The following is a 15,528-nucleotide window of genomic DNA, read 5'->3' on the forward strand; positions in this document are numbered from 1 at the left end:
AAAACACAAAAAGACAACCATATCGGTTGTCTTTTTAAATATTATGTTAAATAATTAAATCATTTTAAATCAAACCGATCAAGATTCATCACTTTTACCCATGCTGAAACAAAATCTTTCACAAATTTTTCTTTAGCATCAGAACTTGCGTATACTTCTGAAATAGCTCTCAGTTCGGAATTCGATCCAAAAACAAGATCCGCTCTCGTGGCTGTCCATTTTTTATCTCCTGTTTTTCGGTCTGTTCCTTCGTAAAGTTCATTATCTTCCGAAGCCGACTTCCACTGGGTACTCATATCCAATAAATTAACAAAGAAATCATTAGAAAGCACTCCCGGATTCTGTGTAAAAATACCGTGAGAAGATCCGTCGAAATTCGCATTAAGAGATCTCATTCCTCCGATCAGTACGGTAAGTTCAGGAGCTGTAAGATTTAATAATTGTGCTTTATCAATCAGTAATGATTCTGTGGAAACCGAGAATTTTTTCTTTAAATAATTTCTGAATCCATCTGCTGCAGGCTCAAGATATCCCATAGATTCTACATCCGTCTGTTCCTGTGAAGCATCCATTCTTCCCGGCGCAAAAGGAACGATTACCGGATAACCTCCGTCTTTTGCCGCTTTTTCAACAGCAGCACTTCCTGCAAGAACAATAAGGTCTGCTAAAGAAACTTTTTTACCACCTGTCTGATTTTCGTTAAATTCTTTCTGAATATTTTCAAGAGTACTTAAAACTTTCTGAAGCTGTGCCGGATTATTTACTTCCCAGTCTTTTTGTGGAGCCAGACGAATTCTCGCCCCGTTTGCACCTCCTCTTTTATCACTTCCTCTGAATGTAGAAGCCGATGCCCAGGCTGTAGAAACCAATTCGGAAACACTTAAACCTGAATCTAAAATTTTTGATTTTAAAGCTTCAACATCTGAATTATTGATTAACGCGTGATCCACTTCCGGAATCGGATCCTGCCATATTAATTCTTCCGCAGGAACATCCGATCCTAAATAACGGGCTTTTGGTCCCATATCTCTGTGTGTCAGTTTATACCATGCTCTTGCAAATGCGTCTGCAAAAGCATCCGGATTTTCATAAAATCTTCTTGAAATTTTTTCGTAAACAGGATCAAACCTCAACGAAAGATCCGTTGTAAGCATTGTCGGTCTGTGTTTTTTATCAGGATCAAAAGCATCCGGAATAATTTCTTCACCGTTCTTGGCAACCCACTGATGCGCTCCTGCAGGACTTTTGGTAAGTTCCCATTCGTTTTCGAAAAGATTTTTAAAGAAATAATTGCTCCATTCCGTCGGAGTTTCCGTCCAGGTTACTTCCAGTCCGCTGGAAATAGCATCCGGTCCTTTTCCGGATTTATAGGTACTGTTCCACCCGAATCCCTGCGCTTCAATTCCTGCCGCTTCCGGCTCTTCTCCTACATGATCTGCTGGTCCTGCTCCGTGCGTCTTACCAAATGTGTGACCTCCCGCAATTAAAGCAACAGTTTCTTCATCATTCATTGCCATTCTTCCAAACGTATCGCGAATATCTTTTGCTGCTGCAATAGGATCAGGATTTCCGTCCGGACCTTCAGGATTTACATAAATAAGTCCCATCTGTACCGCAGCCAAAGGTTTTTCTAAATTTCTTGTATGGATATCTCCGTCTGCATTATCATCAGTAGGAAGAACTCCTCTGTTTTCTACCACTCCGTCTGAGCCATGTGCATAGCGAAGATCTCCGCCCAACCATGTTTTCTCTGTTCCCCAGTACACATCCTGATCCGGTTCCCAAACATCTTCACGACCTCCCGCAAATCCGAACGTTTTGAATCCCATAGATTCTAAGGCAATATTCCCGGTAAGGATCATTAAATCTGCCCAGGAAATTTTCTTCCCGTATTTTTGTTTAATGGGCCAAAGAAGTCTTCTCGCTTTATCCAGACTTACGTTGTCCGGCCAACTGTTCAAAGGGGCAAAACGCTGCTGTCCGGCTCCTGCTCCGCCTCGCCCGTCACCTACACGATACGTTCCTGCGCTGTGCCAAGCCATACGGATAAACAAAGGTCCGTAATGTCCGAAATCTGCAGGCCACCAATCCTGAGAATCCGTCATTAGGGCATGAAGATCTTTTTTTACTTCTTCCAGATCCAGACTTTTAAAAGCTTCTGCATAATTGAAATCTTTCTCCATCGGATTAGACAGATCAGAATGCTGACGAAGAATATCTACTCTTAACTGATCCGGCCACCAATCTATATTTTTAGTACCACCTCCTGCTACATTTTCTTTTTTCATCGCTCCGTTGTGAAAAGGGCATTTGCTGATGTCTCCTGAAGTATTTTCCATATTGTTTAAATTTTTATGTTGTTTTACGTTTTACTGAATGAACAATGCAAACTTACCATTGTTATTATATAAATACAATCTATTGAAAATATTTTTACGATAGTTAAAAACAATAATTTAAATCAAAATACTGTTTTGCAACTATTTACAATTCCAAAAAATTAATCATTCAATTAAGTTAAGCATTTTTTACTTTAATTTAAATAATCTTCAGCCGTTAAAAATCATATTTAGAACAATTCAAGACAGTAGTAAGGTTTCCTGAATTTTATCCTTTTTATTTACCTGAAATTTAAGTACCTTTATCTATTCAGAAAACATAAAATTTTAGCAATGAAAAAAATATTGGTTGTCATTCTTGTCGCTTTTATCATCATCCAGTTTTTCCCAATTGATAAAACCAATCCGGCTCCGACTCCCGGAATGGATTTTTTAAAGATCAAAAACACACAGCCCGAAGTGGCACAACTGATTAATAATTCCTGCTACGACTGCCATTCCAACGAATCCAGATATCCATGGTATTCTAATATTGCTCCTGCTTCATGGATTCTGAAAAACCATATTGATGAAGGAAGAAAAGAGCTTAATTTCTCTACTTTTGCGACTTATCTTCCCAAACAGCAGGTTCATAAGCTTGATGAATGCATAGAGATGGTTGAAAAGAAAGAAATGCCTCTGGAATCGTATTATATCGGACATCAGGATGCGAAACTTACCGATGCGCAAAGAAAAATATTAGTAGATTACTTCAAAAAAGAAAAAGCGGAAACCGAAAGGAAAATGGCTCTTTAAAACCAAAAATCATGGAGGAAAAATGGGTGGGGAAACATATTGTATTTTTTGACGGCGATTGCGGAGTCTGCAATTTCTGGGTACAGTGGATTCTTAAAAGAGATCACAACAACAGATTTCTTTTTGCTTCGCTGCAATCGGATTTCGGACAGACATTTTTATCCGAAAGAAAACTAAATACGAAAGTCTTCAACACTCTTTATTTATGGAAACCAAATCATTATTATCTTGAAAAATCCAACGCGGTTCTGCAAATTGCCAATATTTTAGGCGGAATTTATAAACTTTCAGCCATCGGAAAAATAATTCCCCGATTTTTCAGTGATACAATTTATGATCTGATTTCAAAAAACAGAATGAAACTGGCAAATCAGAAATGTTATCTGCCGACTCCGGATGAAAGGAAAAAATTTATAGAGGTTTGATTTTATTTAAATTACGTTTCTCAAGAATAAACAAAGACTGCCTTTTAAAAAAGCAGTCTTTTTCATTTTAAATTGTCGAATCCTACTGGTTCAAAGACCAGACAGAATAAGACTTCGGAGCGCATTGAATTTTCACCCATTTGTCGCCCTGCGTTGTAGGATACCAGCCTGAACTTCCTGTAAAATCTTTAATCTGCTGACTTGCCCAGTTGGTCTGAATCCATCTTTCCTGCCACGTTGAAGAGTTATTGATGTAAACTACCAATCCCGGATTTCCGTTGTAGCCGTTTCTTCTTGCGATGTATTCGTCGTTATCCGTATATAAAATAGAAGTTGTTCCGGTAGCTTTGTTATTGTGAATCCAGATCAGATTGTTTAATCTTTCTTTGTTCAGCCATTCTTCATAATCTCTGTAGAAAATCGTAGGATATCCTTCGTGCGTTAAAATATAAGCATATGCCAACATTTTATTGTAAATGATGTCTGTATCGTGATTGGCAACAAAAGTCACTGCTTTAAAAGGATTTCTTTTCCACATCATATCATCATTCAAAGCATTCAAATTATTGTTATCAAATGCTTCATCCATTTTATAATAGGCTGCAAAATCAAAAACCGAACTGTTGGCATTATTTGCCCACCATTCCAGCGTATTTACATTAGAATCCCATAATTCTCCCACAGAAAATCCACCTACGTTCGCATTCCATTTATTAACCACCCATGGTCCGAAACCTTTTACATAATCGAATCTCCATCCGTCAAACTTCATGACGTTTTTGTAATACTTAGCAACAGAATCATCTCTTTCCCAAAGCCAGCTCTGCACATAAGGATTGGCGTGGCAAAGATCCGGAAAACCACCAAAAGCACCTTCATCATTATTGCCGTAAGAATTTTTGTAAAAATCGTTGTAATTTCTTGGAAATTTTCCCGATGCTACCCCAGAAAAATTGGTCCAGGTACTGGTTCCTGTGTAAGGATTCGCTTCCGACTGACCACCACTGCTGTGATTGATGACAATATCGGCGTACACCTGCATATTTTCGTCATGAGCTTTTGTAATCAGAGCTTCCAGTTCCGCTCTTGATCCGAAACGTGTTTCCACACTTCCGTTCTGGTTAAAATTTCCGAAATCGTAGTAATCCGTCGGATCGTACCCCATAGAATAGGCTCCGTTCTGGGCTTTTGAAGCCGGAGGAAGCCATATCGCTCCAATTCCTGCATTCGACCAGTCGGTTACTTTGGTTTTTACGGTATTCCACCAGTTTCCGCCATCGGGAACATCCCAGTAAAATCCCTGCATAAGGACACTTCCACCCGGTCCGGCAACAAATTTTGAGGTGGAAGAAACTCCTGCTCCCGTACTGAAAGGGCGCCCGTCATGATTGGTGACATTTACAATTTTATCATGAATCTCTAACTGTTTAGAGTTTTCAGTGACGATCTCATCATTGTTCTGGCAAGAACTCAGAATACCTAAAGCCAGCAATGAGAGTAAAATGTGTGTTTTTTTCATGTTAAAAATTTTAAATTATTAAAGTATCAACTAAAATACAATTTTATTGAAATAAATTCTAAACCAAGTGAAATAATTTTAATTTTATCCAACAAATCCCTTCAAATCGTTATTCGGAAGATTCATTAAAAAATCATAAACTTTTAAGATTTTCGGTACAATTTTTCCATTATTCCATATATTTGCAGACTATGGAATACAATACCCAAAAAACTCAGCTTCATTTGCCGGAATATGGCAGAATTATACAACAGTTGGTTGAACGTTGTAAAGAGCTTCCTACAAAAGAAGAGAGAAGTGAAATGGCAATGGCGATCATTGATTTTATGGGTCAGAGAAACCCGCAGCTGCGAGACGAAGAAAATTATAAACATAAACTTTGGGATCATCTCTATATTTTAGCCAATCATGAATTGGATGTAGATTCTCCCTACCCTTTTCCTACGAAAGAAGAACTTGAAGAAAAACCGAAGAGAATGGAATATCCAAAACTTCAGGGTGATTTTAAATTTTACGGGAAAAGTATTCTTCAATTAATTGAAAAAGCCATCGAACTTGAACAGGGCGACGAAAAAGAAGCTTTGATCGAGGTGATTGCCAACAATATGAAGAAATCTTACAATGTCTATAATAAAGAACACGTAACGGACGATGTAATCTTCCGTCACCTAAAAGAACTTTCGGAAAACAGGCTGGATCTTACCGGAATAGATTCTCTTGAGAAGAGCAAAATCTATTACACGACCAATAATAATAACCGAAATAATAACAATAACAACAGGAATAACAACCGAAACAACCAGAACAACAAAAGAAGGCACAACAACAATAACAACAACAATCATAATAAAAGAAAGTAGACATGAGTGGAACATTTCAAATAAGAGGAGGAAAAAGACTGCAAGGTGAAATTACTCCACAGGGAGCTAAGAACGAAGCTCTTCAGATTCTTTGTGCTGTTTTGTTGACAGATGAGGAAGTCAGAATTAAAAATATTCCCGATATCCACGACGTTAATCGATTAATTGAGATTCTGGGCGACTTTGGTGTACAGGTTACCAAAAACGGACACGGCGATTATACTTTCAAAGCTGATAAAGTAAATTTTGATTATATAAAATCAAACGAATTTAAAAAAGACGGCGCAAAACTGAGAGGTTCGATCATGTTGATGGGACCAATGTTGGCGAGATACGGTGAAGCGTATATGCCGACTCCGGGAGGCGATAAAATAGGAAGAAGAAGATTAGACACTCACTTTCAGGGACTTGTAGAACTGGGTGCCGAATTTCATTATGATGAGGAAGAATTCTTTTATTCATTAAAAGCGAAAGAACTCAACGGTAAGTTTATCCTGCTTGAAGAGGCTTCTGTAACAGGAACAGCCAACATCGTCATGGCTGCAGCTTTGGCAAAAGGAAAAACAAGAATTTATAACGCGGCGTGCGAACCATATCTTCAGCAGCTTTGCAAAATGCTGAACAGAATGGGAGCCAATATTTCAGGAATCGGTTCCAACCTGTTAACGATTGAAGGGGTTTCGCATCTACACGGAACGGAGCATACGATGCTTCCGGATATGGTGGAAATCGGTTCATGGATTGGTCTTGCTGCAATGACAAAATCTGAAATTACCATTAAAAACGTAAACTGGAATCAGCTTGGTGTTATTCCGAATACGTTCAGAAAACTGGGCATTCAGCTTGAGCAGAGCAATGACGATATTTTTATTCCAGCTCAGGAAAATTATAAAATTCAAAAATTTATCGACGGATCTATTTTAACGATTTCCGATGCGCCTTGGCCAGGATTTACTCCGGATTTGTTATCGATTATTCTGGTGGTGGCAACTCAGGCAAAAGGAAGTCTGCTGGTTCATCAGAAAATGTTTGAATCCAGATTGTTCTTCGTGGATAAACTGATCGATATGGGAGCGCAGATCATTCTTTGCGACCCGCACAGAGCAACGGTAATCGGGCTAAATCAGGAAACTCCGCTGAGAGGAACGACGATGGTTTCTCCTGACATCAGAGCAGGAAATGCACTGTTAATTGCTGCGCTTTCCGCAGAAGGAAAATCTATTATCCACAATATCGAACAGATCGACAGAGGTTATGAAAATATCGACGGAAGACTGAAAGCAATCGGAGCGGATATTGAAAGAATTTAATTTTTATTTTAAAATACAGAGACCACTTTTTGAGTGGTCTTTTTTTAGCTTTAGAAACTGTTTAAATTTGATTAAATATTCAAAAATCATCATTCCTTTTTTAACGAAGATTATATTTACATTACTTGTTATAAAGTAAGCAAAGAGTAATCAAAAAGTTGATTTGGTCAAACAGCGTTTTCAGGTTTCATGAAGCAAATTTTATTTGCCTTTGCTTTCTGAAAATAAGATGTAAAAAAATGAATTAAACCCTGCGCCAAAAAAATAATTATAAAAATTTAAAAAGGTTCTTAATTTTCAATAAAAAATAAAAACGTCACAAAAAAGTAACGGTCGTTTGTTGTAATTAAAACTATATGAATCTCTTAAGTATATTTTCTACAGGTATATTCTACCGTGGTACTCAAAAGCTTATTTTTTTCCAGATAAAATTCTAATTGCTTAAAATCTTCTGAGCTTACATTAATATAAAGCTGAACTGCGCCGAAACTTCTTCCGTCTACATATTCTACATTAGCCGATAACACTTTATGACAAATCCCGAACTGATGGTAAATGGTATTCATCAAATGTTCAAATTTCATTTTACCATTCAGCTCTATTTCCAGTATCCATTCTTTTTTGGGCAGGTTTAATTGATTTTGTAAAACCTGTAGTCCCGGATTTGGTGTTACCATAACTCAACATTTTAGGGTTAAACTTTCAGAGAAAACTTTTTTCAGATTTAATATTCTGTTGCTCTGTGCTAATTGTCTGACAAAAATATAAAAAAATATTAGTCTACCAAATTAGTAGGGTAATATTTTTTTAATTTTAAGCAAATTTTTTCTGTGATGTTTATTTTTCGGTTAAAACCATTTGATTTTTCCAATAACAAAACTGGCTAAAGTTCTTTTAATTTTAAACATCGCAAAGGCGCAAAATATCATTAAATACTACATCGTCTTAAGGTGCAAAGATTTTATCTGCGATAAAATGAAGCATCAATCCTTATTGAAAATCTTTGATTTTCATGCGCCTTAAAGATTTGAGACTAATAAAAATCTCGCGCATTTGCGTTTTCTGATAAGAATATTTTTATTTACAAAAAAGTTTAAACAAAATTTGGATTTAAATGGATTCAAATGCTTCATTTTCAAAATAGATCTATAGCAGAAAACAAAGAAAATAGTAATTTGAAATACTATTAAGCCAGACAATGCTAATTCGCTTGTCTAACTAACACAAAAGTTTTCATATAAGGTTTTGCTTCTTATATCCTTATATCAACTTTAATATAATTTATGTTTTATTTAAGTTCCATCACTCTTTCCAGTTTTTGAGAAGCAGCCAGACCATTCGGATTGCAGCCTAATTCACCTTCGGGAACTTTCAAGTTTTTCTTTTGATAAAATTCTTCCCAAAAAGCATTTGTTTTTCCTGTTTTCGGATCGATGAAGGTCATTGGTTCCAGCTTAAAAATATGATCTTCCCGAAAAGCTCTTTCTATAAAATCTGAACAGTAATACGAGTTTCCATCCAGAATATAATTGAAGTTATATGGTTTCCCTAACATGGAATTTGCCTTTTCAAGCGCGGAAGGAATCGATTTTTGGTATTCGGATTTCAAACGGTATACTATAACCCGCTGTCCTTCTTCCGATTGGTCTTTCAGAAAACCCTTCATTTCCTGCTTCTTCGAACCGCCTTTTGGAGCGGCGTGAAGTACGAAAATTCCGTCTTTGCCTTTTTCCACAATACCGATGTGGTCGAAAGAAGCATTTTCCTGCTTTTGGGTAACATTATTGATTGCCCCGGAAAGTCCCGTTTGTTTTGCGGTCACAAAAAGCAAATCTCCATTCTTCAAACCCGAAATCTGTGAGTTTTTACAGGCAATAATCAGGACAAAAAGGAAAAAAGCCGCAAAAAATTTCAGTAAAAAATTATTTCTTTTTAAAATTGGTTTCATAAATATCAATCCATTCTTCAACAGTCATTTTCCGACTCATTTCTGCCAACAATTCCATCGGAATATCTTCCATTTTTTTGAAGCGCACACAGGATTTCCCCATATCCAGCTTTTTTTTGGAATGTTTCGGAAATTCTTCTACAAACCAGTTCAGCAGTTCGGGCTTTGCATACATTCCCATGTGATACAATGCGACGAAATTTTTCTGGGAAGCAATGCTGATGAAAGGCAAAGGCGATCCCGGTGTACAGTGATAACCGTCGGGATACGTTTCCAGAGGAACTGCCCAACCGATCATTCCGTAGCTTGAACCCTGCGTAAAACCTTCGGGTAAATTATCATTAATTGTCTGATACATTTTTCTGAATATTTCCTGTCTTTCTTCGGGAATCTGGGAAATATAATCATCAACGGAAACGGATGGAATCTGCATATTTTTCAGTTTTAATAATTCTCCAAATTAACAAAAATTTAGCGGAACAGGATTTTAAATGAATAAGTTTGTTTTAACTTTTTTTGATTCGAAGGTTTTAATCATGATGCTTAATTGAACACAAAGCTCACGAAGGATTTTTTAATTGTGAAACGTTTTTAGGTTCACAAAGCCGTTACACTTAACAAAGAATAAGAGGAAAGTTTGTTTTAACTTTTTTTGATTCGAAGGTTTTAATCTTGATGCTTAATTGAACACAAAGCTCACAAAGGATTTTTTAATTATGGAACGTTTTTAGGTTCACAAAGCCGTTACACTTAACAAAGAATAAGGGAAAGTTTGTTTTAACTTTTGACTCGAAGATTTTAATCTTGATGCTTAATTGAATATAAAGCGCACGAAGGATTTTTAGTTATGAAATCTGTTTACACTTTTTATTTAACCACAAGAGTCACAAAAGATGAACTAAATGTTTATTTAAAGTTGATCATTATAAATGAAAAAGATCACAATAGTTTTTAAAAATCTTTGATTTTTATTCTTTTGAGCACTTTGATTATTCCGGAAATTCGCTTTATCATTATCTTTTGCGGTTAATTCCGAAATTAATTTAAAGAAGTTCCTAAAATATGCTCACTCTGGCATTTTAGCTTCGGAGGTTTCCGAAATCATATTCCTTTTGGCGAGATGATTTCGGGAGTTCCCGATAGTATGTAACCTTGGGCGGAATACCCTCGGAGAGTTCCGAAAATTTGCTCCTCCTGGCGAGATGGTTTCGGCAGTTCCCGAAGACTTCCTCCTTTCGGCGGTGGCTCTGGAAAGGCGATTGCAGGGTTTTAGAATTTTACTCTTTTTACTTTTCCACGAGAATCTGGAAAATATAATCATCTTCGGAAACGGATTGAATTTACTTATTTTTCAGTTTTTCAATGATGCTTAATTGAACACAAAGTTCACGAAGGTTTTTTAATTATGAAATGTTTTTAGGTTCACAAAGCCGTTACACTTAACAAAGAATAAGGAAAAGTTTGTTTTAACTTTTGACTCGAAGATTTTAATCTTGTTGCTTAATTGAACACAAAGCTCATGAAATGTTTTTAGGGTCACAAAGCCGTTACATTTAACAAAGAATAAGGGAACGTTTGTTTTAATTTTTTTGATTCGCAGTTTTAATCGTGATGCTTAATTGAATACAAAGTTCACGAAGGTTTTTTAATTATGAAATGTTTTTAGGTTCACAAAGCCGTTACACTTAACAAAGAATAAGAGGAAAGTTTGTTTTAACTTTTGACTCGAAGATTTTAATCTTGATGCTTAATTGAACACAAAGCTCACGAAGGTTTTTTAATTATGAAATGTTTTTAGGTTCACAAAGCCGTTACACTTAACAATGAATAAGGGAATTTTTTTTAACTTTTGACTCGAAGGTTTTAATCATGTTGCTTAATTGAATATAAAGCGCACGAAGGATTTTTTAATTATGAAATCTGTTTACACTTTTTATTTAACCGCAAAAGGTTCAAAAGATGAACTAAATGTTTATTTAAAGCTGGTGATTATAAATAAGAAGATCACAATAGTTTTTAAAAATCTTTGATTTTTATTCTTTTGAGTGCTTTGATTATTCTGGAAATTCGCTTTATCATTATCTTTTGCATCTTTTGCGGTTAATTCTAAAATTAGTGTAAACAAGTTTTATTAAACCTTTTTAGGGTTACAAAGCCGTTATTCTTAACAAAGAATAACGGTTTTAAGAATATTCAACTTTATGTTTTGCAATGATCTCTATTGATCAAATTTGAAACTATTTTAAATCAAAAAAAATCAGCCCTAAAAATTTAAGGCTGATTCTTTCAATATTATTTTGATTAAATTATTTTACAAAATTGTAAACGCTGAACATCTGAACGTCTTTCCCGTTTTTGTCCAGAAACAACAATTTATTGTTTGCAGGAACAAACTGTACTAAGTTTCCGTCTGTAAAACCATAATTCTGGAAGAAGTTTCTTCCTTTATAATCGAGTGTAAGTTCTTTCGGAGCCAGAGTGCCAAAATCGAAAGATTTCATGGAGAAACCTGTATTTCCGAATGCTCCTTTCGGATAGAATGCAGAAACATACAGATTGTCTCCGGATTCAATCACCTGAACTCTTCTTCCCGAAGGATTGCTTCCAAGCGGTACAAACTGCTTTACTTCTCCTTCTTTATTGAATTTCATTAAAACACCCACATCAAGCGTATACACAGGATCGGGAAAACGGTTCATCGCAGTCGGCATCGGTCTTGAGATCTTTTCCTGCTGAACCGCCATTAAAACTTCATCGCCTTTCACAATGGTTTTAATTACTTTCACATCGTTCATATCTTTCGCTCCCGCAAGATTGGTATTGCTGATTACGGCTTTTCCGGATTTGATGTCGTAGAACATCACTGTTCCGAATGTACTTCCGCCCATCGTAACTGCCTGATTTTTTCTTCCGAAAGTTACCAGATAATCGCTGTCGTTTTTGCTGATCGCGTATAATTTTTCAGGAATGTATTTATCATCAAAAGGCAGATCTTTATCTTCCGTGTTGGAAACCATCTCTATTTTATAAGATTCTTTCCAGCCTGCAGCTTTACGAAGCAACACAATTTTTCCGGAGTTGGTTAAGGTTAATGATTTTTCCACATAATCGCTGCTTAAAGAAATTTCTTTGTTCCAAAGCGGCGTTAATGTTCTTAAATCGAGAACCAGAGCATCATTGATGTTATCCGTTTTTTTCGTGGCATATCGGTCGTTGAAAACGGCTGCATATTTTCCGTTCTCAGAAAAAACTACGTAGGTCGTTCCCGATTTGTTGGTAGATTCAATCGTATATTTTGCGATACTTTTTGTGGTAAATGTTCCCGATTTTTTGCTGAAGACGTGCTGAAAAACCTCTTTTCTGTTTTCTTTTCCGAAATATTCTTCCGTAAATGCCACAAAACGGTCTTCATCTATCTGCTGAGAACCCAGATAATTGTGAAGAACACCGTTGGTTTTATTCGCGTAATCCTGAATGTAAGTATCTACAAGACTTCCGTTCTGATCGAGTTTTCTCATCAGCAGTTTTTTGTGCGGAAATACGTTTCTCATCAATCCGTCGATATTAATCGCGCTGAACATATAAGAATTGTAATCGTCTGCCAAAACCAGTTTTTCGTCGGTTTCAAGATTGGCATCGGTTGTAAATTTTGTTCCCTCCACCACTTTTACCTGAGCAAATGCGCATACAGAAGCGGTAATCATTACAGAGGCAATAATCTGTTTAATCATATTATTTTCTTTAGTTATTATAAATTTTTTCTTCTAATCTTTTTAATTCGAGATTCGCATCGTAAGACAGTTTGATGTCTACCAAATGTTCCTGAAGTTCGTTTAAATATTTTTCCGCTTCTGTGTAATTTCCCAAAGCAAGATTCAGCCTTATTAAATTGAAATACAGATACTCTCCTATTTTTTGGTTGTACAGTGCTTTTTTATCGTTGTAATTAACTTTTCCAAGCGCAGCTTTCCACATCTCGACTCCCTTCTGCATATTTTCCATGGCAACTTTATTGGGCGCGTAATCGGATTTTGCCTGAAGTTTTTTAAGATTCGTCGTTACATAGATATATGCTTTTTCCAGATCGTCGTAATCCCCTTTATTTTTTACCGTTTCTAAAGTAACCGATGAATTGATGGTCTGATATCCGAACTGATCGTTGATGATATTTCTTGTACGATCCATTGTTCTCTGCAGATATCTTTTTTCGTGGACATTGAGGTTGATTTCATTTGTAGGTACACTTGCAATTTCGGCAAAGTCTGAAAAATAGGTTTTGTCTAATTTCACCTCTCCGTTCTGTTTTCCGACAATTCTCATAAGCTGATTGGCAAATGTTTTCCCCTGATTGTCCTGAAAATTCGTTCTTTCCATTTCAACAAGCACATCAAGATGATTCCCTCCTTTTGAAAATCCGGCAACATCCATCTGAGAAGCGAGAATTTTATTGTCTACAATGAGAGCCTCTTTAAGATCGGGCTGTCTGTAAATAAGCATCGGCGGAATATTGAGGACAGGTCTTGAAGGCAGTCTTAAAATTGGCGCTCCGTTTACAGCGGCAATTTTTTCGACAGCAGATAATTTATTGTACTCAGCAGATTCAAGCTTGAATTTTTCCTGAAGCTTTTTTACTTCCGCTTCATAATCTTTCAGCCTTTCCTGATGTTCGATCTTCGCTGTTTCTACATTGGTCTGATAATTATTTACCTGATTCTGATACTCTTCTTTAGACATCCTTAAAACATCATCTTTTGTAATATTATAAGGGGATTTTACCGTGATGGTGTAATTTCTGTTGGCAAGATCTGTTGTAAAAACAGGCTCTTTCAGCAACTGAAAACTGATGGTTTCTTTATCAATTCTCTGCCCGAAAACAGACTGAACCGAAAACAAAACAACAGGAAAAAGTAAATTTAATTTCTTCATATATCTATTTAAGTTCCGCGCAAAAGTAAAATAAATTATTAATAAAACACTTTCTGTATCTATTACTAAGGAAATATTCACTTTAAAGGGGTTCTTAAAGCAAAACATTCAACTCAATCTGTTAAAATTCTTTCTTTACAAGCTTTATTTTATTATTGAGAAATTATATCTTATTTTTGCCATACAAATTTTTTGAACAATGCCGAATATTTCAAACAGAGCACTCCACATGCCGCCATCGCCGGTAAGAAAATTGGTTCCTTTCGCCCTAAAAGCGAAGCAGAAAGGGACAAAAGTTTATCATCTTAATATCGGGCAACCGGATATTGAAACTCCGGAAACGGCACTTAATGCTTTAAAAAATATTGATTTAAAAGTATTGGAATATGCTCTTTCTGAAGGAAATATCGACTACAGAAAAGCACTTACAGAATATTATCATTCATTGGATTTCACAGATCTTACACCAGATAATTTCATTGTAACCAACGGAGGATCAGAAGCTTTAAATTTCGCCATCTCTACTTTGTGTGATGATGGTGATGAAGTTATAATTCCTGAACCTTATTATGCCAATTATAACGGATTTACAAGTACTTTCAATGTAAATGTAGTAGCAATTCCTTCTACCATTGATACTGGTTTTGCGCTTCCTCCGGTTGAAGAATTTGAGAAAAAAATCACTGAAAAAACAAGAGCTATTGTCATCTGCAACCCCGGAAATCCTACCGGTTATCTTTACACCCGTGAAGAACTTCAGAAATTAGCAGAGATTGCTTTAAAATATGACATCGTTGTTATTTCAGACGAAGTATACAGAGAATATGTTTACGACGGAAAACAGCAGGTTTCTATGCTGGCTTTTCCTGAACTGGCAGAAAACTGCATCATTATCGATTCAGAATCCAAACGTTATTCAATGTGTGGCGTAAGAATCGGATGTATGATTACCCGTTCTAAAAAAATCCACGATGCGGCTATGCTTTTCGCACAGGCAAGATTAAGTCCTGTTTTACTGGGACAGATCGCGGCAACGGCGGCTCACCAAAATGACGGAGCTTACATCAGAGCGGTAAGAGAAGAATACACCCACAGAAGAAATGTTCTGGTAGATTTACTGAATGCCATTCCGGGAGTAATCTGCCCAAAACCGAAAGGCGCATTCTACTGCGTTGCGGAACTTCCGGTAGACGATACTGAAAAGTTTGCGCAATGGCTTCTGGAAAGCTATTCCCACAATAACGAAACCATTATGGTGGCTCCTGCAGGAGGATTCTACAGCAATCCGGAACTGGGGAAAAAGCAGGTAAGAATTGCTTACGTTCTGAAAGAGGAAGATTTAAGAAGAAGCGCAGCAATCCTTAAAGATGCTCTTGAAAAGTACAAATCAGAATTCAGTCTTTAAT

General features: G+C 36.4%; 12 protein-coding genes. 5 read left to right on the forward strand and 7 right to left on the reverse strand.

Features of this window, described 5'->3' with window-relative positions; translation table 11 throughout:
* Positions 1–59: 59 nt before the first annotated feature.
* Positions 60–2,339: a catalase/peroxidase HPI gene (gene katG, locus PFY09_RS08580; protein ID WP_271162134.1), complete on the reverse strand. Its 2,280-nt coding sequence runs from the start codon at positions 2,337–2,339 to the stop codon at positions 60–62.
* A gap of 333 nt (positions 2,340–2,672) precedes the next feature.
* Here katG and PFY09_RS08585 point away from each other — a divergent pair, with 333 nt between their 5' ends.
* Both PFY09_RS08585 and PFY09_RS08590 read left to right on the forward strand, forming a co-directional pair.
* Positions 2,673–3,134 (forward strand): heme-binding domain-containing protein, encoded by a 462-nt coding sequence (locus PFY09_RS08585; RefSeq protein WP_087712380.1) that lies wholly within the window; start codon positions 2,673–2,675, stop codon positions 3,132–3,134.
* A gap of 11 nt (positions 3,135–3,145) precedes the next feature.
* The gene (locus PFY09_RS08590) at positions 3,146–3,559 is read left to right on the forward strand and encodes a thiol-disulfide oxidoreductase DCC family protein (RefSeq protein ID WP_271162135.1); all 414 of its coding nucleotides are present in this window, start codon (positions 3,146–3,148) and stop codon (positions 3,557–3,559) included.
* A gap of 82 nt (positions 3,560–3,641) precedes the next feature.
* On the opposite strand, the gene PFY09_RS08595 is transcribed toward PFY09_RS08590, so the two are convergent.
* The gene (locus PFY09_RS08595) at positions 3,642–5,078 is read right to left on the reverse strand and encodes an alpha-amylase (protein WP_271162136.1); all 1,437 of its coding nucleotides are present in this window, start codon (positions 5,076–5,078) and stop codon (positions 3,642–3,644) included.
* Positions 5,079–5,269: 191 nt separating this feature from the next.
* Here PFY09_RS08595 and PFY09_RS08600 point away from each other — a divergent pair, with 191 nt between their 5' ends.
* Positions 5,270–5,938 (forward strand): DUF4290 domain-containing protein, encoded by a 669-nt coding sequence (locus PFY09_RS08600; RefSeq protein ID WP_076390937.1) that lies wholly within the window; start codon positions 5,270–5,272, stop codon positions 5,936–5,938.
* A 2-nt stretch (positions 5,939–5,940) separates the two neighbouring features.
* Positions 5,941–7,248 carry a UDP-N-acetylglucosamine 1-carboxyvinyltransferase gene (gene murA, locus PFY09_RS08605; protein ID WP_076390936.1) on the forward strand — a complete coding sequence of 436 codons (1,308 nt, stop codon included), beginning with the start codon at positions 5,941–5,943 and terminating at the stop codon, positions 7,246–7,248.
* Positions 7,249–7,613: 365 nt separating this feature from the next.
* Here murA and PFY09_RS08610 read toward each other — a convergent pair whose 3' ends face one another.
* The 5 genes from PFY09_RS08610 to PFY09_RS08630 all read right to left on the reverse strand — a co-directional run bounded on the left by PFY09_RS08610 (position 7,614) and on the right by PFY09_RS08630 (position 14,122).
* Positions 7,614–7,925: an NIL domain-containing protein gene (locus PFY09_RS08610; protein ID WP_076390935.1), complete on the reverse strand. Its 312-nt coding sequence runs from the start codon at positions 7,923–7,925 to the stop codon at positions 7,614–7,616.
* A gap of 611 nt (positions 7,926–8,536) precedes the next feature.
* Positions 8,537–9,196, reverse strand: coding sequence for a YiiX/YebB-like N1pC/P60 family cysteine hydrolase (locus tag PFY09_RS08615; RefSeq protein ID WP_271162137.1), 660 nt, complete (start codon positions 9,194–9,196; stop codon positions 8,537–8,539).
* Complete coding sequence (locus PFY09_RS08620) at positions 9,171–9,629, reverse strand: DUF1801 domain-containing protein (protein WP_185208445.1); 459 nt, start codon at positions 9,627–9,629, stop codon at positions 9,171–9,173. Before PFY09_RS08620 ends, PFY09_RS08615 begins: the two co-directional genes overlap by 26 nt.
* Positions 9,630–11,502: 1,873 nt before the next feature.
* Positions 11,503–12,927, reverse strand: a complete 1,425-nt coding sequence (locus PFY09_RS08625; RefSeq protein ID WP_108411517.1) for a hypothetical protein — start codon at positions 12,925–12,927, stop codon at positions 11,503–11,505.
* A 10-nt stretch (positions 12,928–12,937) separates the two neighbouring features.
* Positions 12,938–14,122 (reverse strand): hypothetical protein, encoded by a 1,185-nt coding sequence (locus tag PFY09_RS08630; protein WP_271162138.1) that lies wholly within the window; start codon positions 14,120–14,122, stop codon positions 12,938–12,940.
* A gap of 199 nt (positions 14,123–14,321) precedes the next feature.
* Between PFY09_RS08630 and PFY09_RS08635 the strand changes: the two genes are divergently transcribed.
* Positions 14,322–15,527, forward strand: coding sequence for a pyridoxal phosphate-dependent aminotransferase (locus PFY09_RS08635; protein ID WP_076390929.1), 1,206 nt, complete (start codon positions 14,322–14,324; stop codon positions 15,525–15,527).
* Position 15,528: the final 1 nt, after the last annotated feature.

The sequence above is a fragment of the Chryseobacterium gambrini genome (assembly GCF_027920505.1).
Classification (GTDB): domain Bacteria; phylum Bacteroidota; class Bacteroidia; order Flavobacteriales; family Weeksellaceae; genus Chryseobacterium; species Chryseobacterium gambrini.

What these genes read in the sequence shown, in the direction of transcription:
- PFY09_RS08590 (WP_271162135.1), top strand. Translation starts at nt 3,146, where the DNA reads ATGGAGGAAAAATGGGTGGGGAAACATATTGTATTTTTTGACGGCGAT.
- katG (WP_271162134.1), bottom strand. Translation starts at nt 2,339, where the DNA reads ATGGAAAATACTTCAGGAGACATCAGCAAATGCCCTTTTCACAACGGA.
- PFY09_RS08620 (WP_185208445.1), bottom strand. Translation starts at nt 9,629, where the DNA reads ATGCAGATTCCATCCGTTTCCGTTGATGATTATATTTCCCAGATTCCC.
- PFY09_RS08635 (WP_076390929.1), top strand. Translation starts at nt 14,322, where the DNA reads ATGCCGAATATTTCAAACAGAGCACTCCACATGCCGCCATCGCCGGTA.
- PFY09_RS08585 (WP_087712380.1), top strand. Translation starts at nt 2,673, where the DNA reads ATGAAAAAAATATTGGTTGTCATTCTTGTCGCTTTTATCATCATCCAG.
- PFY09_RS08600 (WP_076390937.1), top strand. Translation starts at nt 5,270, where the DNA reads ATGGAATACAATACCCAAAAAACTCAGCTTCATTTGCCGGAATATGGC.
- PFY09_RS08625 (WP_108411517.1), bottom strand. Translation starts at nt 12,927, where the DNA reads ATGATTAAACAGATTATTGCCTCTGTAATGATTACCGCTTCTGTATGC.
- murA (WP_076390936.1), top strand. Translation starts at nt 5,941, where the DNA reads ATGAGTGGAACATTTCAAATAAGAGGAGGAAAAAGACTGCAAGGTGAA.
- PFY09_RS08610 (WP_076390935.1), bottom strand. Translation starts at nt 7,925, where the DNA reads ATGGTAACACCAAATCCGGGACTACAGGTTTTACAAAATCAATTAAAC.
- PFY09_RS08595 (WP_271162136.1), bottom strand. Translation starts at nt 5,078, where the DNA reads ATGAAAAAAACACACATTTTACTCTCATTGCTGGCTTTAGGTATTCTG.
- PFY09_RS08630 (WP_271162138.1), bottom strand. Translation starts at nt 14,122, where the DNA reads ATGAAGAAATTAAATTTACTTTTTCCTGTTGTTTTGTTTTCGGTTCAG.
- PFY09_RS08615 (WP_271162137.1), bottom strand. Translation starts at nt 9,196, where the DNA reads ATGAAACCAATTTTAAAAAGAAATAATTTTTTACTGAAATTTTTTGCG.